We start from the raw sequence: 21814 nt of genomic DNA on the forward strand, positions 1-21814 counted from the left end.
GATTCGCGACTCGTCAGTTTCACCCGGAAAGAGGGATGAAACGGCCGGATCACTCCCGATAGAGGCGCCTTTTCGCGATGTACTGCACCACACCGTCCGGCACCAGATACCAGACCGGCTCGCCCCGGGCGACCCGCGCCCGGCAGTCGGTGGACGAGATCGCCATGGCCGGCACCTGCACCAGGCTCACCGTGTCGGCGGGCAGGTGCGCCGCGGTCAGCTCGAAGCCCGGCCGGGTGACCCCGATGAAGTGCGCCAGCTCGAAGATCTCGTCGAGGTCCTTCCAGCTCAGGATCCGTTCCAGGGCGTCCGCGCCGGTGATGAAGAAGAGCTGCGCCTTCGTCCCGTAGCGGGAGCGCAGGTCGCGCAGGGTGTCGACGGTGTAGGTGGGGCCGCCGCGATCGATGTCGACCCGGCTCACCTGGAACCGGGGATTGGAGGCCGTGGCGATCACGGTCATCAGGTAACGGTCCTCGGCCGAGCTGACCGGGACGTCGGCCTTCTGCCACGGCTGCCCCGTCGGCACGAAGATCACCTCGTCGAGGCCGAACCGGTCCGCCACCTCGCTCGCGGCCACGAGGTGCCCGTGATGGATCGGATCGAACGTGCCACCCATGATCCCGATCCGCCGGATGTCTTCCTCCACCGGTTGATCGTAGAGCCTGTCCCATCGACCGGGCGGGCACACCTGAGCACCCCGGCTCAGCCGAGCTGGTCGACCAGTTCCCGGTCCGTCACGACCGTGCGCAGGCCGGCCAGGTCGAGCGGCAGCGGCGCACCCACATTGGGGATGGACTCCATCCACACCGCGCGCCCGTCAGCCCACACCGCAGCCGCGTGGAGCTCGCCGTAGCTGGTGTCGATCGCGTAGAACAGCGGCCTGCTGGCGGTGCCCTCGGTGCACTCGACCACCTCGCCGCGCCGGGTGCCGTCGGCGCCCTCCTGCTCGGCCGCCGCCTCGACCGCCGCACAGTCAGCCGGCAGTTGGTGGTGCGTCCGGTCAGCGAGGTAGAGCGTGAGATGTCCACCGTCCTCGCGGGAGGGGCCGAGGTTGATCACGGAGTAGGCGTTGGACGTGTCCCGCGCGCTCGGCTGGCACGGGCCGTAGCCCGACTGCATGACCCAGTTCTTGCCCTCGGGCAGCCGGTCCATCGCGATGCGCACGTACTCGGGCCAGTTGCCGGGGGCCACCTGCTTGGTCTCGCCGGTGATCCGAGTTGCCTCCAGGCAGTCATCCGGATCCGCCGATCCGACCGCGCCGGGCGCGGCCGTCGGTGCCAGCGATGGCGCCGTCACCGGGGGCGGCGGTGGCGCGCCGAACTGAGCGGGCTCGGATCCGCCGCCCGACCACAGCAGGAACGGCGTCGCGATGACGCCGGTCACGGCCACCGCCGCCAGCCCGCCCGTCACGACGTGCGCGCGGCGGGCCCACCGGGCGCGGGCGAGCGCACCCTCGGCGAGGCCGGTGGGTACCGGCACCTCCGGCGCCTCCGCCAGCTCGCGCAGCCCCAGGCCGAGGCGGTCCTCGATGTCGTTTGTCATTTCATCTCCATGGTCAGCGAAAGCTCGGGACAGGAGACACGAAGGCGAGCCAGGGTGCGGTGCGTCTGGCTGCGCACCGTACCCACCGAGCAGGACAGGATCGAGGCGATCTCGGCCTCCGGCAGATCCTCGTAGTAGCGCAGCACGATTACCGCGCGCTGCCGGGGAGTGAGCCCCCGCAGCGCCTCGGCCAGCGACACCCGCAACGCGGTGTCAGCGGCCGGATCGGCGACCTGAACGGCAGATTCCGGCGGCTCGGCGTACGAGCGCTCGCGCCGGTGTCGCAGCCGGCGCCACACGCTCACCTGCTGGTGGTAGAGCATCCTGCGCAGGTAGGCGTCGGGCGAACCGGAATCACGCAACGACGTCCAGCGGGTGGCGAGCTTTGCCAACGCCGTCTGTAGCAGATCTTCGGCGTCCTGCCGGTGGCCGGTGAGCAGCATCGCGGTACGGAAGAGTGCTCCCTGCCGTGCCGCGACGTACTCCCGGAACTCCCGCTCTGCCGCGCCGTCCATGCGCTGCCTCCCTCGTGTCACCCATCTACACGCCACGAGGGGGGCGTCACTATGCCGGTTCACCGGAAAAATCTGACCGGCCCCGCTGAGCAGCGGGGCCGGTGCAGGTCAGGCGCTCGTGGCGGCCACCGCCGTGCGCGCCACCAGGGCCCGGCGCAGGTCGTCGTCGGCATCGGTGACCACCCGACGCAGCCCCGGCGTGAGGTCGTCGCGGGCCAGCAGCGCCGCGGCCGCCTCCCGGGTGGGCTGGGACACCGCGTGGCGGGGGAAGGCCAGCTTGGCGACCTCGTCGGCCACCCAGGGCGTACGCAGCCGCGCGGCGGCCGGCATGTCGGCGAAGTAGCTGGCGACGTAGGGGTTTGTCAGTTCCGCCTGCTCGGGCTGCCAGAAGCCCTCCGCGGTCGCCTCGACCAACCGATTCGACAGCTCCGTGTTCGACACGATGATCTCCCACGCTGCCTGCTTCGCGGCCGGATCGGGCAGGGCGGCCCGGCACCGGGCGGCCCGCTCGGCACCGGTGGCGCTGGGGTCGGCCGCGACCTCGGCCGCGATCTCGGCCGCCCCGGCGGCACCGAGTACCACCAGCCGGCCGAGCAGCGCCCACCGCAGTTCGGCGTCCACGGCCAAACCGGCCGGTACGGCCCGGCCGGCGAGCCACCCGGTGAGCAACTCGGCGTCGGTGCTCGCGGCGATCAGCCCTCGCGCGGCGGCCAGCTGCAAGGACTCCCCCGGCGCGGCGCCGTCGAGCAACCGCCGGCAGGACTCGGCGACCCGGGCCAGGGCGGACCGTCGGGCCAGCGGGTCGAGGTAGCGGTCGATCAACGTACGGCTCATCGCCAGCACGTCCTCGACGATGATCACCTCTGTCTCGGCGGGCAACGCCGCGACGATCAGGTCGACCAGACCGGTGACCGGCCGTTCCCCGTCGGTCGCCGCATCCAGCGCCTCACCCCAGAGCAGGGCCCGGGCCAGCGGGTCGGCGAGGCGGGGCAGCAACAGCGGCACCGAGTCGGCCGAGGCGGCGTCGAGGCGGATCTTGGCAAAGGTCAGGTCACCGTCGTTGGGCAGCAGCACCGCGGCCGCCGGTTCCCCGGTGAGCCCGGCCAGCCGGGTGCGACCATCGTCGGTCTTCGGATCGAGGTCGACTTCGATCCGCTCGGCGGTGCCGTCCACGGCGTACCGTCCCACGCCGATGCGGTGCGGGCGCAGCACCGGGTGTGTCGACGGCGCGGTCTGGGCGATCGCCACCTCGCCGTACCGGCCGTCGGCGTCCAGCGCCACCTCGGCCCGCAGCGTGTTGACCTGCGCGGTCCGCAACCAGGACTCCGCCCAGTCGGTGAGCTCCCGCCCGCTGCTGGCGGCCAGGCTCTCGAGCAGGTCGGCGAGGGTGGCGTTGCCGAAGCGGTGCCGGGCGAAATGATCGTTGAGACCGGCCAGGAACGCCTCGTCGCCGAGCCACGCCACCAGCTGCCGCAGCACGCTGGCTCCCTTGGCGTACGAGATGCCGTCGAAGTTGAGCAGCCCCTCGGCGGCGTCGATGACCCGCTCGGGCGCCACCGGATGGGTGGAGGGTCGCTGGTCGGCGGCGTACCCCCACGCCTTGCGGCGCAACGCGAACGTCGTCCACGCCCGGTCGAACCGGGTCGCCTCGGCGGTGACCCGGGTGCCCAGGTACTCCGCGAACGACTCGTTCAACCAAAGGTCGTCCCACCACCGCATGGTGACCAGGTCGCCGAACCACATGTGGGCCATCTCGTGGGCGATGGTGGTGGCACGCAGCTCGCGCTGGCTGTCGGTGACCGCCGAGCGGAACACGTAGTCGTCGCGGAAGGTGACCAGGCCCGGGTTCTCCATCGCACCGGCGTTGAACTCGGGCACGAACGCCTGGTCGTACTTGCCGAACGGGTAGCGCTCGTCGAACAGCTGATGGAAGCGGTCGAGACACTGCTTCGTGACGGTGAAGATCTCCGCCGCGTCCGTGTCGAGGTGCTCGGCGAGTGAGCGCCGGCAGTAGACACCGACCGGGATCCCGTCGTGGGTGTCCCGGCGGACGTGCCAGGGACCGGCGATCAGGGTGAAGAAGTACGTCGCGATCGGCAATGTGGGGGCGAACTCCCAGCGGCCCGGTGCCGGGTTGGCCGCCAGTTCCGCGTTGGCCGCCACCGTCCAGTGCTCCGGCGCGGTCACCGACAGCGTGACCGGCGCCTTCAGGTCCGGCTGGTCGAAGGCGGCGAAGACCCGCTGCACATCGTCCAGGAACGACATCACGTACAGGTAGGTCTCACCGTCGGTGGGATCGACGAAGCGGTGCATCCCCTCGCCGGTGTTCGTGTACGCCATCTCGGCCTCAACGGTGAGCGCGTTCTGCACCGCCAGCCCGGTCAGCGGCAGCCGGTTGTCGTCAAGCGTCGCCGGGTCGAGATCGGTGTCGTTGAGGCGTACGGCGAGCAGTTTCGCCGGCTTGACCTCGGCGAAGGTCTCGGTGCCGGTGGCCCGGAACCGGATCGTGACGTGCGAGCGGAACCGCTCACCGCCCCCGGTCAGGTCGAGGTCCACCTGGTAGGACTCGACGGTGATCGACGCGCCACGCGCGGTCGCCTCTGCACGGCTCAGGCTCGGCATCCGCTTATCCTGCCCGATGAGGGAACGAACCGGCTTCCCCATTTCCCCTGGTACTGGAGGACGGGACCATGACAGCGCACCCCAAGGGTGACTTCGACCTCTCCCGGGCGGTCTGGCAGCGGGCCGAGGGCGACACCTCGGAGGCCGCGGTGGAGGTCGCCTTCGTCGACGATCTCATCGGCATGCGCAACTCCGCCGAACCGGACGGCCCCGTGCTGGTGTTCACCCAGGCCGAGTGGGACGCCTTCGTCGCGGGCGCCCAGGACGGCGAGTTCGACCTGGACTGAGCGCGGGGGTGCGGGGTCCAGGAACGTCCAACCGGGCCGACCTTCCTGGACACCGCACTAGCCACGGTCACCCTCGCCCCAGCCGAGGCCGCCGGGGCCGGGAGCGTGATGGAAACCGGCGTGGCCGGCGACGTCGACACAACGCTCGGCGTCCGGCCCGACTGCCCCGCAGAACAGCCGCTCGGCACGCTGCCAGGCGTCGGCCGGAGACAGCGCGGAGGCACCGATCGCCAGCTCCGGCCGGAGCACGCTCAACGCCTCGGCGTACCCGACCGCCACCTCACGGGCGGTGACGAGATCGGCGGCGGTGAAGCCGAGATGCACGGTGAAGTGACGGTCCGGCCGGGCCGGGCGGCGCGGCGGTGCCACCAGCGGCGGCCGATCCCCGCCGGGCGCCCCGGCCCGCCATCGACGCCAGTACCTCGCTCGGTTGTCCCGCATCCGTCCTCCCCGTGGCACCTCGAACCGTCTGACCGGCGACACCCGACCGACCGGTCGGACCCGGATGGCCGGATGACCGCCGGGCAGGTCCACGACGTCGCCGGATTCAGCAAACCAGGCTCCCCCGCTCCTGGGAGGGGCCAGCGGCCGACCTACCTGACGCCGGCCGGCGGCACCGCCGGCCGTCGGCGGGGTTCAGCGCCCCTGACCTGGGTAGACGCAACCCGCGACGAACGAACGGCCGGTCGGCGACGGCCGCGCCCCGGCAACAGGGGACCCGATGGCGACGATTCCCACGGACCGCAGCCCGGACAGCACCCTGGCCTTCCTGCGGGCCGGCTACCGGTTCATCGGGCAGCGGTGCGAGCGGTACGGCACCGACATCTTCCAGACCCGGCTACTGCTGGAACCGACGATCTGCCTGCGCGGCCGGGCCGCCGCCGAGCTCTTCTACGACGTCGACCGGTTCGTGCGGAACGGCGCCATGCCGGCCCGCGGTCAACGGACGTTGACCGGTCGGGGCGGGGTCCAGGGCCTCGACGGCGACGCCCACCACGACCGCAAGGCCATGTACATGTCGCTGATGACCCCGACCGCGGTGCGGCGGCTCGGGCAGCTCTTCACCGACGAGTGGCAGGCCCGGCTGCCCGCCTGGGAACTGGCCGGGACGGTGACCCTGCACACCGAGGTGGCGTCGATGCTGACCCGGGCGGTCTGCGCCTGGGCGGGGGTGCCGCTGACCGACGGCGAGCTGGACCGGCGTACCGGCGACCTGCTGGCCATGATCGACAGTGCCGCGGCGATCGGTCCCCGGCACTGGCGTGGTCGGCTGGGCCGCCACCGCGGCGAGTACTGGGCCGGTGACCTCGTCGAACGGGTACGCAGCGGGTCACTGTCGCCACCCGAAGGCACCGCCCTGCACGTGATCGCCGAGCACCGCGACGGCGAGGGGCGCCGGTTGCCCCGCCGCATTGCCGCGGTGGAGCTGCTCAACGTGCTCCGCCCGACCGTCGCGGTGGCCCGGTTCGTGGTCTTCGCCGCGCTGGCCCTGCACGACCATCCCGCCTGGCGGCAGCGGGTACGCGACAACGACGACGCCACCGGGCAGTTCGTCCAGGAGGTGCGTCGCCACTACCCGTTCTTCCCGGTGGCCGCGGCCCGGGTCCGGCGGAACTTCGACTGGCAGGGGTACCCCTTCCCGCAGGGCCGCCGGGTACTGCTGGATCTCTACGGCACCGATCACCATCCCGAGCTGTGGCCGGAGCCGGACCGGTTCCGGCCGGAGCGCTTCGCCGGTTGGCCGGGTGACCCGTTCACGCTGGTACCGCAGGGCGGCGGGGGCCATCTCACCGGACACCGCTGCGCCGGCGAATGGATCACGATCGAGCTGATGAAGCGGGCGGTCACGCTGCTGACCGAGGTCGTCCGTTACGACGTACCGCCGCAGGACCTCGCGGTGGACCTGAGCCGGATGCCGGCACTGCCGGCCAGCGGCTTCGTGGTCACCGCCGTGCGACGCACCGGCTGAGCCCGCGCGCCGGGCCGCCACCGGCGGTGGCACCGCGCCGCCGGGGCCACCGGCGGCGCGGTGCGGATCAGGCCGGATGCAGCACCGTACGCAGGCAGCCGTCCTGCTTCTTCTCGAACATCTCGTAGCCGCGCGCACCCTGCTCCAGCGGAAGCGGGTGGGTGGCCAGGTAACCAGGGTCGATCTCCCCGGCGGCGAGCCGGTCGAGCAGCATCGGGATGTACCGCTGGGCGTGCATCTGCCCCATCCGCAGCACCAGGGCCTTGTTCATCGCCGCGCCCAGCGGGAACTTGTCCACCACCCCCGCGTAGACGCCGACGATGCTGACCGTGCCGCCCTTGCGGGCCGCCATGATGGCCTGCCGGACGGAGGTCGGCCGGTCGAGCTGCGACCGGGTGGCCTGCTTCGCCCGGTCGTACGCGTACACCGGCCCCACGTCGTGTGCCTCCATGCCGACCGCGTCGATGCAGGCGTCCGGCCCGCGGCCGGAGGTCATCTCGCGCAACGCCTCCAGCACGTCGGTGTCGGCGTAGTTGACGGTCTCCACCCCCAGCCGGTCCGCGGCGACGGCCAGCCGCTCCGGCAGCCGGTCGACCATGATGACCCGCTCGGCACCGAGCAGTTGGGCGGCCCGGGCAGCCATCTGCCCCACTCCCCCGGCGCCCCACACCGCGACCACCTCACCGCCGGTCAGGCCGCAGAAGTCGGCAGCCATCCAGCCGGTCGGCATGGCGTCCGAGGCGAAGACCACCGCGTCGTCGGGCACCCCGTCGGGCACCTTGAACGCTCCGACGTCGCCGAACGGCACCCGTACGTACTCGGCGTGGCTACCGGAGTAGCCGCCGGCGGCGTGCGAGTAGCCGAGGATGCCGGCCGGCGCGTGGCCCCACAGCTTCTCCGCGAAGACCGGCTGCGGGTTGGAGTTGTCGCACAGCGAGTACTGCTCGGTCCGGCAGTACCAGCAACCGCCGCAGGCCACCACCGAGCCGACCACCACCCGGTCACCGACGGCCAACCGCCGCACCCCGGGCCCGACCTCGACCACCTCACCCATGAACTCGTGGCCCAGGACGTCGCCCTCCCGCATCGCGGGGATGAACCCGTTGATCAGATGCAGGTCCGAACCGCACACGCTGCTGGCCCGGACCCGGACGATGATGTCGCCGTCGGCCCGTACCCGCGGCTCCGGCACGTCGCGTACCTTCAGCTTGCCGACGCCCTCCCAGCACAGCGCCCTCACGCCCGTCCTCCCGTCGTCAACCGCTCCCGGATCTCGTCGGTGGTTCGTTCCTGTGCCCGACCCCGTCCGGACGGGTCACGCCGGGTGTCGATGACCTGGCCGCACTCGATAAGCGACTTGACCCGGCGCAGCGTGTCGCGCAGCCGAAGGTCCGGCTCGTCACCGCCGGCCAGGCCCAGAGCGCGGCGCAACGGGCCGGAGCGGTACCGCAGTTCCGCGCGGATCTCCGTACCCCGGCCCTGTGGCGCGGGCACCAACTCCACGGTGCCCTGCTGCTCCGGGCCCCCGGTGACCTGCCAGCGCAATTTGCCCGGGCCGGTCACGGTGATCTCCGCCCGCCATTCGGTGGCGCCGCTGTCCGGATCGCGCGACACACACCGCCACCGGTTTCCGTCGATCTGCTCCAGGGTCGCCCACTCGGCCAGGGCACGGTCGAGCCGCTCCCGCTCCGTCCAGAAACCGATCACCGCTTCGACCGGCCGGTCGACCGTCACCCCGCGCCGGACCACGTACCAGCCGTCCTCCCGGTGGGGCTGGTGCCGACGCCGACGTCGGGTCACCGCCCGGCCGACGCCGATCGCGGTCGCGGTCGCGGCGCCCATCACGGCCAGTCTCGTTGCGTTGCTCCTCATCACGCCTCCTCCACCAGGGCGTCCGGTGCCCGGTCGCCCGTAGGAGGCGCTACCCGGCACGGAAGCCCCGAAACGGGGCAGAAAGCAAGGGCCCCTCCGTCGGTCACCCGAGGAGGAGCCCTTGCTGTGGATCACGCCCACGCCCCGGCGGATACGCGGAACACCGCTACCGGCGGCTGAGTGCGCTGACCGGTCAGGGTCGCACGCGGTCCCGGGAGTGCTGCGCCTGATCTTTCACGTCGTGGGCCGCAGACCGCGTGTCGTCGGTCACGGCCTGCGCGGCGTCCTGCGCGGTGGCCTTCACCGACTCGGCGGCCTGCTGCGCCGGCTCGCGCAGTTCCTCCTTCATCTCGCTCGCCACCCGGCCCAGCTTCTCGGTCACCGCCGAGCCGTGCTCACCGGCCTTCTCCCGGGCCTGGGTGGCCAACTGCTGCTCACGGCGGGTCGGCGGAATGAGCGAGGAGACGAGCATGCCGGCACCGAAGGCGATCAGGCCGGCGGCCAGCGGGTTGCCCTCGGACTTGCGCCGGATGACCTGCGGGGCACGGTGTGCCGCGTCGCCGACAGCCGAGGCGGCCGAGTGCGCGGCGTCGCCGACCGCGGACGCGGTCGCGGCGGCGCGATCGCCGGCCGCGTGGGCACCCTGGCTGGTCTGGTGGCCGAGGTCGGATGCGGTTCCCATTACCTTGTCCCTCACATTCTGCAGCGTGGTACGCACCCGCTGCTTACGATCGTCGACGATGCGACCCGGGCTGACCTTGTACGCCAGGGCGTCCACGTCGGAACTCAGGTTGTTGCGGGTGGCCTCGATCTCCCGGCGGATCTGGGCGGGGTCGGTGCTCATCGGGTCACTCCCTCCGGATGCGGCTTGAGCGCGTCGGGGATGCGCTGCACTGTGTCGTTCGTCTGCTTGAGCCCACGGATGCGCTCCGCGTTGCGGCGGCCCATCGTGTAGAGGAGCGCCGCGATCGCCGCCCAGATGACGGCCATGATCAGTCCCGCCCAACCGGCGTCCATGACGTTGGACAGGCCGGCCCAGAGCGCCAGAGAGAGAAACAGGGCGACCATGTACGCGCCGAAGCCGGCACCGCCGAACAGGCCGGCGGCCTTGCCCGCCTTCTTCCCCTCCTGGCGGATCTCGGCCTTCGCCAGCTCCACCTCCTGCCGCATCAACGTCGACAGATCGCTTGTGACCTGGCGCATCAGCTCCCCGATGGAGCTACCCCGGACCTCCTCCGCGGAGGGCGGGTGATGGTTCCGGGCGTCCGCACCGGAACTCTGCGTCGGCGTGGTCATGCCATCGCCTCCCTTCGGATGACTCGGGCCCTCACGGGCGGGTGGTTCCGCTCGACGGCACGCCCGGCAGCGGGTCGGTCCGGTCCACCGGAGGCAGCGGCGTGCCCGTGCCGGAGTAGCCCTCGTCGACCGGCCGGAAGTCGGCGGGCTGGGTACGCGGGTCGAGGTCGCCCCCAGCGGACACTCCCGCCGACCCGACGGGCGACGCGGACGGCGGAGCCTGGGTCGGCAGCGCCATGGTCCGGTCGGGGTCGCCGTACGGGTCATCGGTGGCGGCGTGACCGGGACGGTCGTCGCCACCGGCGGAGAGGTTGCGGGTCAGCCGGCCGGCCACCACACCGAGCAGGGCCGCGCCGACCAGGAAGGTGCCGGGGTTACGGCGCGCGTAGTCACGTACCTCGGTGAGCAGGTCGCCGGGTTCGCGCTGCTCCAGCCAACCGGCCACACCGTGCACCCGGTCGGAGGCCTGACGGGCGAGCTCGCTCACCGGGCCGGCCTGGCCCCCGTTGTCGGCCATGGAACGCATCTCGTCGGCCAGCGAGCGCAGGCCACCGGCGGCGCGCCGCTGCTGCTCCCCGGCCTGGCCGGCGAGTTGCGTACGGGCCTCGCCGTACAGGTCGCGAGCCTGGCGGGCGGCCTCCCGGCCGACCTCGCGGCCCTGCTCGCGAGCGGTCTCGGCCACCGCTCCACCGGCGTGCACGGCCTCCGAGCCCACCTGGCGGGCCTGTTCGCGGACGCCGCTGCCGTTCGTCGAATCGGGCTCGTGGGTCCTGGGGGTGGATGACAGATCGTAGGTCATGATGTCCCTTCCGCTGCGGGATCGTCGCGGGTGTTGGGGGGTGCGGCGGAACGGTGTCGCCGCCGTCGCTGACTGACCTACCCTGCGATCGGCCACCCATGCTCGATCGGTGATTTCTCTGCGGCACGGCCGCGACGGGCGACAAGATGAAGGATCGGCGGAACGACATCACGTCACGGAAGGTGGTCGTCCACCTGTCGGACCGTCGCTGGGTGGTCCCACGGATCCACGGAGGTGACATCGATGGCGCGTCGGTCAGTCGGCGGCCGGGCCACGCGCACCCGGTCCAGCTCGCCACCCTGATCGTGGCGGGAGTGTTCCTACTGCTCGGGGTACTCGGGTTCGTGCCCGGCATCACCACCGGCTACGGCGACATGACCTTCGCCGGACACCACTCCGGTGCCCGGCTCCTCGGCCTCTTCCAGGTCTCGGTCCTGCACAACCTGTTGCATCTCGGCTTCGGCGTGGCCGGGCTGGTGCTGGCCCGCACCGTGGCCGGTGCCCGCGTCTACCTCGTCGGAGGTGGTGCGCTCTATCTCGGGTTGTGGATCTACGGTCTGGCCGTCGGGGAGGAGAGCGCCGCGAACTTCATCCCGCTCAACGACGCGGACAACTGGCTGCACCTGGGACTCGGCTTCGGGATGATCCTGCTCGGGCTGCTGCTGTCGGCACGGACCGGCGGCAGCGGCGGCCGTCTCGACCGGCCGTTCGACAGGCCCTGATCGGGCTCAGGCCGGAACCGGCAGGCGCTTGGCGAAGCAGGTCCGGTACGGCCCCTCAACGGGCCCACCGGCAGCGGGTACCGGCTCGTAACCGCAGGCCCTGAAGAGCGCCACCGCTGCCGGCAGGTGCGGGCCGGTCTCCACCCGCACCACCGAGTGCCCCCGCTGGTAAGCCGTCTCCTCAAGCGCGGCGACCAGCTGACGGGCGATGCCGCGGCGCCGGTAGGCCGGACGAACGTACAGCCGCTCCAGCTCGCCGGTGTCGTCGTCGCGCACCCGGATCCCGCCGTACGCCACCGCCCGGCCGGCGAGCACCACCGTCAGCCAGCAGGCGTCACCGCGCGTGCCGATGTCCCGACCGGCGGCCCCGCCCGCGATCTCACGCAGCTCGCGCTGCCCGGCCGCGACAAGTGCGGCGACCTCCGGATCCGCCAGGGGGCGGGACTCGATCAGCATCACTCCACGCTAGGGCGACGAAATTTCGCGAAGGTTTCCAGCAGTCGTCCCCATTTCGGAGCGCATCGAGCTATTTGGCGTCGTCCCCGTCGTCGGACGCCGGCCCAACCTCCCCGGACGCCGCCGCGACCTCACTGGACGCCGGCCCAACTTCCCCGGACGCCGGCTCGACTTCCCCGGACACCACCGCGACCTCGTCGGCCGGTCGCTGCCGGCGGGCCTTACGGGCCGCCAGACGCTCGGCCGCACTGGCCCGGGTCGACTTCTCCTCCAGCCGGACGTCGCGGCCCCGGGCACCCGGGACGAACTCGGCACCGGCGTAGAGGGTCGGCTGCCAGTCGAACTCCCGCTCGCCGATGCGAACCAGGTCGCCGGGCTGGGCACCCGCCTTGGCCAGCTGGTCCTCGACGCCGAGCCGGGCCAACCGGTCGGCGAGGTAGCCGACCGCTTCGTCGTTGTCGAAGTTCGTCTGACGCACCCAGCGCTGCGGCCGGACACCACGCACGGTGTACGAGCCGTCATCCTCGGCCTCGATGGTGAAGCCGGCGTCGTCGACCGCCTTGGGTCGGATCACGATCCGCGTCGGTTCGGCCGGCGGCGTCGCGGCACGCGACTGTGCCACCAACTCCGCCATTGCGTACATGAATTCCTTGAGCCCTTCCCGAGTGGCCGCGGAGACCTCGAAGACCCGCAGGCCACGTGCTTCCAGGTCGGGGCGGACGATCTCGGCGAGGTCGCGGCCGTCCGGCACGTCGACCTTGTTCAGCGCGACCAGTCGGGGCCGGTCGGCCAGCCCGCCGTACTCGGCCAGTTCCGCCTCGATGGTGTCGATGTCGGCCAACGGGTCCCGCCCCGGCTCCAGGGTGGCGGTGTCGATGACGTGCACCAGCACGGCGCAGCGTTCGATGTGCCGGAGGAACTCCAGTCCCAGCCCCTTGCCGGTGGCCGCACCCGGGATCAGCCCGGGCACATCGGCGACGGTGAAGGTGTGGTTGTCGAGCCGGACGACGCCGAGGTTCGGCACCAGGGTGGTGAACGGGTAGTCGGCGATCTTCGGCTTGGCGGCGGAGATCACCGAGATGAGCGACGACTTCCCGGCCGACGGGAAACCCACCAGACCGACGTCGGCGACGCTCTTCAGCTCCAGCACCACGTCCAGTTGCTCGCCGGGCTCACCCAGCTCGGCGAAGCCGGGCGCCTTGCGGCGCGAGTTGGCCAGCGAGGCGTTACCCCGGCCACCGCGTCCGCCCCGGGCCACCTCGAAGGTGGTGCCGGCGCCGACCATGTCGGCCAGCACGGTGCCGTCGCTGGTCTGCACGACCGTCCCGTCGGGCACCTTGAGCACCAGGTCGGCGCCGTTTCCGCCGTCCCGGTTCGATCCCGCGCCGCCCCGCCCGTTCTCCGCCTTGACGTGCGGACGGAAGTGGAAGTCGAGCAGCGTGTGCACCTGCGGGTCGACCACCAGGGAGACACTGCCGCCGTGTCCGCCGTTGCCCCCGTCCGGGCCGCCGAACGGCTTGAACTTCTCCCGGTGGATCGAGACACAGCCGTGCCCGCCGTCGCCGGCCTGCAGGTGCAGGACGACCCGGTCAACGAACGTCGTCACGCCGTAATCCTTCCAGCAGGGCCTTGCCCCGCGCGAGAAAAGGCGAAGCGGGCCGGGACATCAGGTCCACGGCCCGCTTACGCCGGAGAGCTACTGCTGCGGCACGATGCTGACGGTCTTGCGACCGCGCCTGGTGCCGAACTGGACCGCACCGGCGGCCAGCGCGAAGAGCGTGTCGTCTCCGCCGCGGCCGACCAGGTCACCGGGGTGGAACTTGGTGCCACGCTGACGGATGAGGATCTCACCCGCGCTGACGACCTGACCACCGAAGCGCTTCACGCCGAGTCGCTGGGCCGCGGAGTCACGACCGTTACGCGAGCTGGACGCACCCTTTTTGTGAGCCATTGGAGGACGACCTACTTCCCGCTGGAGATGCCGGTCACCTTGACCTGGGTCAACGGCTGGCGGTGACCCTGGCGCTTGTGGTAGCCGGTCTTGTTCTTGAACTTGTGGATCCGGATCTTCGGGCCCTTGGTGTGCGCGGCGATCTCGCCGGACACCTCGACCTGAGCGAGCTTCGCCGCGTCGGTCACCAGGTCGTCACCGTCGACGAGGAGCACCGCGGCGAGCTTCACCGCGTCACCGGGGGCACCGGTGAGCTTCTCGACCTCGATCACGTCGCCCTCGGCGACCTTGTACTGCTTGCCGCCGGTCTTGACGATCGCGTACATCGGAGGCGGACTCCCTGTCGTTGAGGCTGCTGGCGGTCGTCCCCACGGCGGCTCGCCGGGCAGCAGAAGCACGGCGGCGCGGGCACGCGGGAACTCGGCACACCAAAGTGCGCCGCAGGCTAGCGTACGCCATGGTCGGGCCGGGACCCAAACCGGGCCGGTCCGGTCAGCGCGCGCAGAGCTGGTCGAGGCGTTGCTGTAGCCGGTCGAGCGAGGTTCCCTCGATCGCCTCGATGTCGGTGCCGAGCCGGCCGACCTCGGTCGACAACTCCGTCAGCAGTTCCTTGAGCTGCCGGTCGTCGGCGCGCGCCGCCTGCGCTCTGAGCGCCTTGCCCCAGTCCGACAGGGCCGCCTCGGCCCGCCTGCCGGCGGCCTTCGCGTCGGCGGTGTCACCCGCGCCGGTCGCCGTGGCCATCGCGGCCAGCTGCTCGACGTACTTCTTGCCCGCGTCACCGCTGGCCTGTTGCGCGGCGGCACAGACCTCTGGGGCGTTTCCGCCTGCCGCTCCGGCAGCGGGTGTCGACGCCGGCGGCTCCGGGGTGGGCGTCGCCGGGCCGGTGGTGACTTCGACGCCCGTCGGGGCCGGGGTTACCGGCTCGCCCGCGTCGCGGCGCTCGGCCGAGCAGGCGGTGGCGGCGAGCAGCGCGGCGGTGGCCACGGTCACGGCGAGCGGTCGGCGCATCGTCTCCTCCTCCGGCGGCCGCGTCCACCCGTCGAGTGCCTGACCGCACCGGGACGGGCCAGCGTGTCCGGGGCCGGGCCGCGGCGACCGCCCATCGACCATACGGGAAGGTCCCGCCCGGCGGATATCACCACCGGGCGGGACCCGTCGACAGTCGTCCGCCCGTCACCGGGCGGAACTGGCCCTACCGAACGCCGTCAGGGCCGGGTACGCCGACGCGCACCCCCGCGACGGGAACGACGCCGGCCGGTGCCGCTCTCGCCGCCGTCCTCCTCGTCGGTCTCGCCGAGCGCGTCCGGATCGTCGGGAGCGGCGAGCCGTGCCGACTCGCCCTGCTGGCTGTCGGCCACATCCGACGCAGCCGGGGTGTCCGTCTCGTAACGCGACAGGTCGTAGCCCATGGTGTCGTGGTAGTCGGCGTCAGCGGTGCTCGTGGTGTCGGTCTCGGTGACCTCCACCACGGTCCGCTCCGCCGACGCGGCGCTCTTGCGCGCGCGGCGCCGGGACGAACCGGTCGTCTGCTCGGCCGCCGGGGCACCCGCCGAGGCGACCGCCTTGACCTTGTCCCCGCCACCGGAGCGCGGCTTCTCCGCCACCGGTTCGGTGTGGATGACCAGACCCCGGCCCTTGCAGCACTCACAGGTCTCGCTGAACGCCTCCAGCAGCCCGGCACCGATCCGCTTACGGGTCATCTGCACCAGGCCCAGCGAGGTGATCTCGGTAACCTGGTGCTTGGTACGGTCCCGACCCAGGCACTCGGTCAGCCGGCGCAGCACCAGCTCCCGGTTCGACTCCAGCACCATGTCGATGAAGTCGATCACCACAATGCCGCCGATGTCCCGCAGTCGCAGCTGCCGGACGATCTCCTCGGCCGCCTCCAGGTTGTTGCGGGTGACCGTCTCCTCCAGGTTGCCCCCGGCACCTGTGTACTTACCGGTGTTGACGTCGACCACGGTCATCGCCTCGGTCCGGTCGATCACCAGGTGCCCGCCGGAGGGCAGGAAGACCTTCCGGTCGAGCCCCTTGAGGATCTGCTCGTCGATGCGGTACTCGGCGAAGACGTCAGTGGTGCCGACGTGCCGACGCAACCGCGCGACCAGGTCCGGCGACACGTGCGACAGGTACGACTCGACCATGTCGTACGCCTCGTCGCCCTCCATGACCAGCTCGCGGAAGTCCTCGTTGAACAGGTCGCGGACCACCCGGATCACCAGATCGGGCTCCTGGTAGAGGAGCACCGGCGCGCCACCCTCGGCGGACTTGGCCTGGATGTCCTCCCACTGCGCCTGGAGCCGCTTGACGTCCCGGGCCAGCTCGTCCTCACTGGCACCCTCGGCCGCGGTCCGGACGATCACTCCCGCGCCGTCGGGCACGAGCTTCTTCAGCGCGTCCCGCAGCCGCTTACGCTCCGTGTCCGGCAGCTTGCGGCTGATCCCCGAGGCGTTGCCGCCGGGTACGTAGACCAGGTGCCGGCCGGAGAGCGCGATGTGGCTGGTCAACCGGGCACCCTTGTGGCCGATCGGATCCTTGGTGACCTGCACCAGCACCGAATCACCGGACCTGAGGGCCTGCTCGATCGAGCGGGCTCTGCCCTCCAGGCCGGTGGTGTCCCAGTTGACCTCGCCGGCGTACAGGACCGCGTTACGACCCCGACCGATGTCGACGAACGCCGCCTCCATGCTCGGCAGCACGTTCTGCACCTTGCCGAGGTAGACGTTGCCGGCCATGGTGCCGGAGGAACTGCGGGTGACGTAGTGCTCGACCAGCACGCCGTCCTCCAGCACGGCGATCTGGGTCCGGTCGCCGCGCTGGCGCACCGCCATCACCCGATCGACCGCCTCCCGGCGGGCCAGGAACTCCGACTCGCTGAGGATCGGCGGGCGGGTCCGGCGCTGTTCGCGGCCGTCCCGACGGCGCTGCCGCTTGGCCTCCAGCCGGGTCGAGCCGGAGACGCCCTGCACCTCGTCGACCGTCCGGCGCGGCTCCCTGATCTTCACCACCGTCGGCACGCCGTCGTCGGCGGCACCGTCGGTGTCACCGGCGCCCCGGCGACGCCGCCGACGCCGCCGACGGGTCATCCCGTCACCATCGGCCTCGGCCTCGTCACTCTCCTCGGACTCGGCCTCGTCAGTCTCGGCCTGGACGGCCTCCTCGGCCTCGCCCTCCTCGGCCTCCTCGCCGTCGTCGGCGCCGCCCTTGCCCCGACCCCGGCCGCGGCGGCCGCGGCGGCGGCGACGTCGGCCGCCCGCGGTCTCCTCGTCGTCGTCCTCCTCCTCGGTGGCCTCCTCGGCCTCCGCGGTGGGCTCCTCCTCGGTCTCGGTCGCCACCACCGGCTCGGCCTCCCGCCGGCCCCGGCGACGCCGCCGGGACGGCTCGGCCGGTTCCTCGGCAGGCTCCTCCGCGGCGGGCTGCGCGGCTGCGGCGGCGCGGGCCGCGATCACCTCTTCCGGAGCCATGAACAGCACCGTGGGCGCGGTGAGCGCGGCCTTACGGCGACGGGACCGGCTCTCGGGCTCGGCCGGCGTCACCTCCGCACCCGCCGGCTCGACCGAACTCTCCGGTTCGACGGATCCGACCGGCTCAACGACCTCGAACGGCTCGACCGCCTCATCCGGGTCGGCGGCACCCTCGGTGGGCAGCGCGGCAGAGCCGAAGTCGGTGCCGGCCGCCGGCGCGGGACCGGCGTCCGCCTCGACGGCGGCGGGCTGCGTCGGCTCGGTCCGGGCGGACGGCTCGATCGCGGCGTCGGCGGACGGCTCGACGGCCGCGGACGTCGACTTCCGGCGACGGGTCCGGGTCACCTTGACCGGCGGTACGACGTCGCCCTCGGCGGCCTCCGCCTCGGCCACGGCCAGCGGCTCCTCGGCAGCCTTCTGCGCGGTGGTCGCCTTGCGGCGGCGTCGTGGCGTCTTCGCCGCGGGGTCGAGATCACCGGAGACCGGGGCGAACACCTCGGCCTGGGGTGATTCCCCGCTACCCACCGTCGCGGTGCCGGACGCCTCCACCGGCGCGTCGGTCTGCTCGGGCCGGCTGACCGAGGTGGCCCGGCGGCGGGTCGTCCGTCGCCGGGGCGCCGGCTCGGCGGCGGGCGCGCCAGCCAGGTCGGCGACGCCACCCAGGTCAGCGGTGCCGCTCACGGCACCGGGAAGCTCTTCCGGCGGGTCAGCGACCGGGCCGGGTTCGGCCTCGTCCTGCGACGGGTGGACGCTCGTCACCTCACCGGCCGGGTCGGCGGTGCTGTTCTCGACGGTCTCGTCGGCCGGGTTGTTACCGGCTCGTTCGCTGCCCTCGGGCCCGTTCTCGAGCATGGACGTTCTCCAGTTCTGGCTTCCCCGGGCGCGGGTGAGCGCTGCCACGCAGGGTTGCCGCAAAGGTGTTTCCCCGGGCGCACGGGGTGCGCGTCGGCGAAGTCTGCCTGCCTGGACGCCGACCGTCGGTCAGCGCCCGCCGATGGTTGCCCCGTCGCGGTCCGCGTCCAGCGGATCCACGATCGCGCCCTGCGCGGTCAGCGTGCCCTGAGCCAGCCGGATCACCTTCGGGGCCACCGGCGGCTCCAGGCCGGCCACCACGCGGAAGCCGGAAAGGACGTCATCGGGCCGTACGGACGGGGTGACCTGCCGCACGACCAGTTCGAGTATCGCACACGGTACGGCCGGGTCCCCGGAAGGCGTCGCCGGTGCGGCGATCACATCGATGCTGATGACTGCCGCACGCGCGTCGAACGTCCGCCGCCCCTGCTTGGTCATCCGTTCGACAAGCACCTCTTCGGCGGCGGTGAAGACGGCCACGGCCTTGGCCAGCACGTCGGAATCCACCTGCGGCAGCTCGATCCGCCAGCGGGACGCCTCGATCCGGTCGGGCAGGCTCGCACCGCTGGCCACCACGGCGTCGAGCACGTCGAGACCGGGCGAGAGCGCCGCGTCCAGCGCCATCCGCAACTGCTCCGGATCGACCGGCTCCCGCAGACCGATCTCCAGATACTCCGCCTCGCTCGCCACCCCGGTCGGCGCCGCGCTGGCGTACGAGATCTTCGGGTGCGGGGTGAAGCCCTGGGAGAAGGCCACCGGCACACCGGCCCGGCGCAGCGCCCGTTCGAAGGCCCGGGCGAAGTCCCGGTGCGAGGTGAACCGCAGCGGGCCGCGCTTGGCGTACCGGATCCGGACACGCTGGACGACAGGTGCCTGGCCGCCCTCGGGCTGTGGTTTCCTACTGATCGTCGTGCTCCTCGGTGTCGGGCCCCACCCGTGGCGCCGGGTTACTGCTGGGCGCCGGTGGACAGCTTCAGACCGTTGACCGGAGTCAACGGGAGCAGCTTCCGACCGGTCGGGCCGATCTGGATCTCGGTGTCCATCGCCGGGCAGACGCCGCAGTCGAAGCAGGGCGTCCACCGACAGTCGTCCTGCTCGTACTCGCTGAGCGCGTCCTGCCAGTCCTGCCAGAGCCAGTCCTTGTCCAGGCCCGAGTCCAGGTGGTCCCAGGGCAGGACCTCCAGCTCGTCGCGCTCCCGGGTGGTGTACCAGTCGAGGTCGACCCCGAAATCAGGCAGCACCTCGGCTGCGGCGTCCACCCAGCGCTGGTACGAGAAGTGTTCGCTCCAGCCGTCGAACCGGCCGCCGTTCTCCCAGACCCGGCGGATCACCGCGCCGACCCGACGGTCACCCCGGGACAGCAGGCCCTCGATCAGCGACGGCTCGCCGTCGTGGTAGCGGTAACCGATCGCCCGACCCAGCGAACGGTCGGCGTTGATGGCCTGCTTGAGCAGCCTGAGCCGGTGGTCGATGACCTCCGGCCGCTCCATGGCCGCCCACTGGAACGGGGTGTGCGGCTTGGGCACGAACCCGCCGATCGAGACGGTGCACCGGATGTCCTTGGAGCCGGTGGCGGCACGCCCGGCCCGGATCACCTCGTGCGCCATGTCGGCGATCTCCAGGACGTCGGCGTCCGTCTCGGTCGGCAGGCCGCACATGAAGTAGAGCTTCACCTGCCGCCACCCGTTCGTGTACGCGGTGACCACGGTACGGATCAGGTCGTCCTTGGAGACCATCTTGTTGATCACCTTGCGGATCCGTTCCGACCCGCCCTCCGGGGCGAAGGTCAGACCGGTCCGGCGGCCGTTGCGGGACAGCTCCTGGGCCAGGTCGATGTTGAACGCGTCCACCCGGGTGGACGGCAGCGACAGCGACACGTTGGTGCCCTGGTACTGCTCGGCCAGGCCGGAGCACATGTCACCGATCTCGGAGTGGTCGGCCGACGACAGCGACAACAGGCCCACTTCGTGGAAGCCGGAGAACTCCAGCCCCTGCTGCACCATCTGCCCGACCGTGGTGATGGAGCGCTCACGGACCGGCCGAGTGATCATGCCGGCCTGGCAGAACCGGCAACCCCGGGTGCAGCCCCGGAAGATCTCCACCGCGTACCGCTCGTGCACCGTCTCGGCCAGCGGCACGAGCGGCTTCTTCGGGTACGGCCAGGCGTCCAGGTCCATCGTCGTGCGCTTGTGCACCCGGAACGGCACGTCCGCCCGGTTCGGCACGACCCGCTGGATCCGGCCGTCGGGCAGGTAGTCCACGTCGTAGAAGCGGGGCACGTAGACGCTCTCGGTGCGGGCCAGCCGCAGCAGCAGTTCGTCCCGCCCGCCCGGGCAGCCCTCGGCCTTCCACTCCCGGACGATCCCGGTGATCTCCAGGACCGCCTCCTCGCCGTCGCCGAGCACGGCGGCGTCGACGAAGTCGGCGATGGGCTCGGGATTGAACGCGGCGTGCCCGCCGGCCACGATCACCGGATCGGCGTCGGTGCGGTCGGCCGCCAGCAGCGGTACACCGGCCAGGTCGATCGCGGTGAGCAGGTTGGTGTAGCCCAGCTCGGTGGCGAACGAGACGCCGAACAGGTCGAAGTCACGCACCGGCCGGTGCGCGTCGACGGTGAACTGCGGCACGCCGTGGGCGCGCATCAGCTTCTCCAGGTCCGGCCAGACCGCGTACGTCCGCTCGGCGAGGGTGTCCGGCAGCTCGTTGAGCACCTCGTAGAGGATCTGCACGCCCTGGTTGGGCAGCCCCACCTCGTACGCGTCCGGATACATCAGCGCCCACCGTACGGTCGCCGCGTCCCACTCCTTGACCACCGCGCCCAGCTCGCCACCGACGTACTGGATGGGCTTGGTCACCTGGGGCAGCAGCGGTTCCAGTCGGGGCCACACGGAGTTGGCCGCGACGGGACGCGGAGTGGTGGACGGGACGCTCATGCTGCCCAAGGGTACGCGGTGCTCCACCGGCACCCGCGCCGACGGGGCGAACGCAACCGGTCAGGCTGGCCTTCGCCGCCGCGCCCACAAATGCCGCAGACCCTCGCTGGTCAACGCATGGAAGAGGATCATGACGCCGATGCCCACCAGCCCGAGGACCGGGTTGACGAACCAGCCCAGCGCCGCAGCGGTGAGATAGAGCGCCATGCCGACCACCGGGCGGACCCGCTGGTCGGACACGAACGCCCGGTCGAGCCCTTCCCCGAGCAGCCTCGGGTGCCGTCGAAGGTAGGCGAAGAAGGCGAGCCAGGGCGCGGACATCGCGGCCGCGGCGAGGGCGTAGAGCACCACGGCGACCCGCCGGTCGCGGTCGGTGCCCGCGTGGGCGAAGGCGTCGGCGAGCACGGTGGTCGGAAACGGGATGATCACGACGCCGAGCAGCAGCCACAGGTTGATCCAGTTGCGACTCATATCGCGGTCACCAGGGACTCGGCCTGCCGCATCACGGCGGTGGAGATCCCACGGGCACGGGTT

Annotated in this window: 22 protein-coding genes; 3 read left to right on the forward strand and 19 right to left on the reverse strand. The window is 71.9% G+C overall.

All coding sequences use genetic code 11. The features are described 5' to 3' along the window. Positions 1–49 precede the first annotated feature (49 nt). From nadD to pepN, 4 genes are all read right to left on the reverse strand, one after another. On the reverse strand, positions 50–646 hold the full coding sequence (gene nadD, locus AB0I71_RS12440; RefSeq protein ID WP_204005540.1) for a nicotinate-nucleotide adenylyltransferase: 597 nt from the start codon (positions 644–646) through the stop codon (positions 50–52). Positions 647–702: 56 nt separating this feature from the next. Beyond that, on the reverse strand, positions 703–1542 hold the full coding sequence (locus tag AB0I71_RS12445) for a hypothetical protein (protein WP_357583778.1): 840 nt from the start codon (positions 1540–1542) through the stop codon (positions 703–705). Further along, entirely contained in the window at positions 1539–2057 is a 519-nt protein-coding gene (locus AB0I71_RS12450) for a SigE family RNA polymerase sigma factor (protein WP_357583780.1), read from the reverse strand. The genes AB0I71_RS12445 and AB0I71_RS12450 overlap by 4 nt, the downstream gene beginning before the upstream one ends. 108 nt (positions 2058–2165) lie before the next feature. Then, the gene (gene pepN, locus AB0I71_RS12455) at positions 2166–4679 is read right to left on the reverse strand and encodes an aminopeptidase N (RefSeq protein ID WP_357583782.1); all 2514 of its coding nucleotides are present in this window, start codon (positions 4677–4679) and stop codon (positions 2166–2168) included. 68 nt (positions 4680–4747) lie between these two features. Here pepN and AB0I71_RS12460 point away from each other — a divergent pair, with 68 nt between their 5' ends. After that, on the forward strand, positions 4748–4966 hold the full coding sequence (locus tag AB0I71_RS12460; protein ID WP_093407559.1) for a DUF397 domain-containing protein: 219 nt from the start codon (positions 4748–4750) through the stop codon (positions 4964–4966). Positions 4967–5023: 57 nt separating this feature from the next. Here the strand turns inward: AB0I71_RS12460 and AB0I71_RS12465 are convergent, their stop codons facing one another. Beyond that, a complete protein-coding gene (locus AB0I71_RS12465; protein WP_357583784.1) occupies positions 5024–5407 on the reverse strand; it encodes a hypothetical protein in 384 nt (127 codons plus the stop codon). A 280-nt stretch (positions 5408–5687) separates the two neighbouring features. On the opposite strand from AB0I71_RS12465, the gene AB0I71_RS12470 reads away from it, so the two are divergent. Further along, the gene (locus AB0I71_RS12470) at positions 5688–6935 is read left to right on the forward strand and encodes a cytochrome P450 (protein WP_357583787.1); all 1248 of its coding nucleotides are present in this window, start codon (positions 5688–5690) and stop codon (positions 6933–6935) included. A gap of 67 nt (positions 6936–7002) precedes the next feature. On the opposite strand, the gene AB0I71_RS12475 is transcribed toward AB0I71_RS12470, so the two are convergent. The 5 genes from AB0I71_RS12475 to AB0I71_RS12495 all read right to left on the reverse strand — a co-directional run bounded on the left by AB0I71_RS12475 (position 7003) and on the right by AB0I71_RS12495 (position 10902). After that, on the reverse strand, positions 7003–8175 hold the full coding sequence (locus AB0I71_RS12475) for a zinc-dependent alcohol dehydrogenase (RefSeq protein WP_357583789.1): 1173 nt from the start codon (positions 8173–8175) through the stop codon (positions 7003–7005). After that, positions 8172–8807, reverse strand: coding sequence for a cyclase (locus AB0I71_RS12480; RefSeq protein ID WP_357583791.1), 636 nt, complete (start codon positions 8805–8807; stop codon positions 8172–8174). Before AB0I71_RS12480 ends, AB0I71_RS12475 begins: the two co-directional genes overlap by 4 nt. A gap of 193 nt (positions 8808–9000) precedes the next feature. After that, positions 9001–9651, reverse strand: a complete 651-nt coding sequence (locus AB0I71_RS12485) for a DUF3618 domain-containing protein (protein ID WP_357583793.1) — start codon at positions 9649–9651, stop codon at positions 9001–9003. After that, positions 9648–10103 (reverse strand): phage holin family protein, encoded by a 456-nt coding sequence (locus AB0I71_RS12490; RefSeq protein WP_357583795.1) that lies wholly within the window; start codon positions 10101–10103, stop codon positions 9648–9650. The genes AB0I71_RS12485 and AB0I71_RS12490 overlap by 4 nt, the downstream gene beginning before the upstream one ends. Positions 10104–10134: 31 nt before the next feature. Beyond that, positions 10135–10902, reverse strand: a complete 768-nt coding sequence (locus tag AB0I71_RS12495) for a hypothetical protein (RefSeq protein WP_357583797.1) — start codon at positions 10900–10902, stop codon at positions 10135–10137. A 146-nt stretch (positions 10903–11048) separates the two neighbouring features. On the opposite strand from AB0I71_RS12495, the gene AB0I71_RS12500 reads away from it, so the two are divergent. Further along, a complete protein-coding gene (locus AB0I71_RS12500) occupies positions 11049–11624 on the forward strand; it encodes a DUF4383 domain-containing protein (protein ID WP_357583799.1) in 576 nt (191 codons plus the stop codon). Between the two features lie 6 nt (positions 11625–11630). Here AB0I71_RS12500 and AB0I71_RS12505 read toward each other — a convergent pair whose 3' ends face one another. From AB0I71_RS12505 to AB0I71_RS12545, 9 genes are all read right to left on the reverse strand, one after another. Further along, positions 11631–12080: a GNAT family N-acetyltransferase gene (locus AB0I71_RS12505; protein WP_357583801.1), complete on the reverse strand. Its 450-nt coding sequence runs from the start codon at positions 12078–12080 to the stop codon at positions 11631–11633. 70 nt (positions 12081–12150) lie between these two features. Beyond that, positions 12151–13686 (reverse strand): GTPase ObgE, encoded by a 1536-nt coding sequence (gene obgE / locus AB0I71_RS12510; protein WP_357583803.1) that lies wholly within the window; start codon positions 13684–13686, stop codon positions 12151–12153. Positions 13687–13776: 90 nt separating this feature from the next. After that, a complete protein-coding gene (gene rpmA / locus AB0I71_RS12515) occupies positions 13777–14031 on the reverse strand; it encodes a 50S ribosomal protein L27 (RefSeq protein WP_091197044.1) in 255 nt (84 codons plus the stop codon). A gap of 11 nt (positions 14032–14042) precedes the next feature. Beyond that, positions 14043–14357, reverse strand: a complete 315-nt coding sequence (rplU, locus tag AB0I71_RS12520) for a 50S ribosomal protein L21 (protein ID WP_093407572.1) — start codon at positions 14355–14357, stop codon at positions 14043–14045. A gap of 166 nt (positions 14358–14523) precedes the next feature. Beyond that, positions 14524–15039 (reverse strand): hypothetical protein, encoded by a 516-nt coding sequence (locus AB0I71_RS12525; protein ID WP_357583805.1) that lies wholly within the window; start codon positions 15037–15039, stop codon positions 14524–14526. A 197-nt stretch (positions 15040–15236) separates the two neighbouring features. Beyond that, positions 15237–18347, reverse strand: a complete 3111-nt coding sequence (locus tag AB0I71_RS12530; RefSeq protein ID WP_357583807.1) for an Rne/Rng family ribonuclease — start codon at positions 18345–18347, stop codon at positions 15237–15239. Positions 18348–18476: 129 nt separating this feature from the next. Next, positions 18477–19196, reverse strand: coding sequence for a TIGR03936 family radical SAM-associated protein (locus AB0I71_RS12535; protein WP_357583857.1), 720 nt, complete (start codon positions 19194–19196; stop codon positions 18477–18479). Positions 19197–19294: 98 nt separating this feature from the next. Continuing rightward, positions 19295–21280, reverse strand: coding sequence for a TIGR03960 family B12-binding radical SAM protein (locus AB0I71_RS12540; protein ID WP_357583809.1), 1986 nt, complete (start codon positions 21278–21280; stop codon positions 19295–19297). Positions 21281–21340: 60 nt separating this feature from the next. Beyond that, a complete protein-coding gene (locus AB0I71_RS12545) occupies positions 21341–21751 on the reverse strand; it encodes a hypothetical protein (protein ID WP_357583811.1) in 411 nt (136 codons plus the stop codon). Positions 21752–21814 lie beyond the last annotated feature (63 nt).

Origin of the sequence: Micromonospora sp. NPDC049891, from assembly GCF_040660295.1 — a bacterium.
In the GTDB taxonomy this organism is placed as follows: domain Bacteria; phylum Actinomycetota; class Actinomycetes; order Mycobacteriales; family Micromonosporaceae; genus Micromonospora.

Coding starts and splice junctions, on each gene's coding strand:
- AB0I71_RS12445 (WP_357583778.1), bottom strand. CDS start 1,542: ATGACAAACGACATCGAGGACCGCCTCGGCCTGGGGCTGCGCGAGCTG.
- AB0I71_RS12450 (WP_357583780.1), bottom strand. CDS start 2,057: ATGGACGGCGCGGCAGAGCGGGAGTTCCGGGAGTACGTCGCGGCACGG.
- pepN (WP_357583782.1), bottom strand. CDS start 4,679: ATGCCGAGCCTGAGCCGTGCAGAGGCGACCGCGCGTGGCGCGTCGATC.
- AB0I71_RS12460 (WP_093407559.1), top strand. CDS start 4,748: ATGACAGCGCACCCCAAGGGTGACTTCGACCTCTCCCGGGCGGTCTGG.
- AB0I71_RS12465 (WP_357583784.1), bottom strand. CDS start 5,407: ATGCGGGACAACCGAGCGAGGTACTGGCGTCGATGGCGGGCCGGGGCG.
- AB0I71_RS12470 (WP_357583787.1), top strand. CDS start 5,688: ATGGCGACGATTCCCACGGACCGCAGCCCGGACAGCACCCTGGCCTTC.
- AB0I71_RS12480 (WP_357583791.1), bottom strand. CDS start 8,807: ATGAGGAGCAACGCAACGAGACTGGCCGTGATGGGCGCCGCGACCGCG.
- AB0I71_RS12485 (WP_357583793.1), bottom strand. CDS start 9,651: ATGAGCACCGACCCCGCCCAGATCCGCCGGGAGATCGAGGCCACCCGC.
- AB0I71_RS12490 (WP_357583795.1), bottom strand. CDS start 10,103: ATGACCACGCCGACGCAGAGTTCCGGTGCGGACGCCCGGAACCATCAC.
- AB0I71_RS12495 (WP_357583797.1), bottom strand. CDS start 10,902: ATGACCTACGATCTGTCATCCACCCCCAGGACCCACGAGCCCGATTCG.
- AB0I71_RS12500 (WP_357583799.1), top strand. CDS start 11,049: ATGAAGGATCGGCGGAACGACATCACGTCACGGAAGGTGGTCGTCCAC.
- AB0I71_RS12505 (WP_357583801.1), bottom strand. CDS start 12,080: ATGCTGATCGAGTCCCGCCCCCTGGCGGATCCGGAGGTCGCCGCACTT.
- rpmA (WP_091197044.1), bottom strand. CDS start 14,031: ATGGCTCACAAAAAGGGTGCGTCCAGCTCGCGTAACGGTCGTGACTCC.
- rplU (WP_093407572.1), bottom strand. CDS start 14,357: ATGTACGCGATCGTCAAGACCGGCGGCAAGCAGTACAAGGTCGCCGAG.
- AB0I71_RS12525 (WP_357583805.1), bottom strand. CDS start 15,039: ATGCGCCGACCGCTCGCCGTGACCGTGGCCACCGCCGCGCTGCTCGCC.
- AB0I71_RS12530 (WP_357583807.1), bottom strand. CDS start 18,347: ATGCTCGAGAACGGGCCCGAGGGCAGCGAACGAGCCGGTAACAACCCG.
- AB0I71_RS12540 (WP_357583809.1), bottom strand. CDS start 21,280: ATGAGCGTCCCGTCCACCACTCCGCGTCCCGTCGCGGCCAACTCCGTG.
- AB0I71_RS12545 (WP_357583811.1), bottom strand. CDS start 21,751: ATGAGTCGCAACTGGATCAACCTGTGGCTGCTGCTCGGCGTCGTGATC.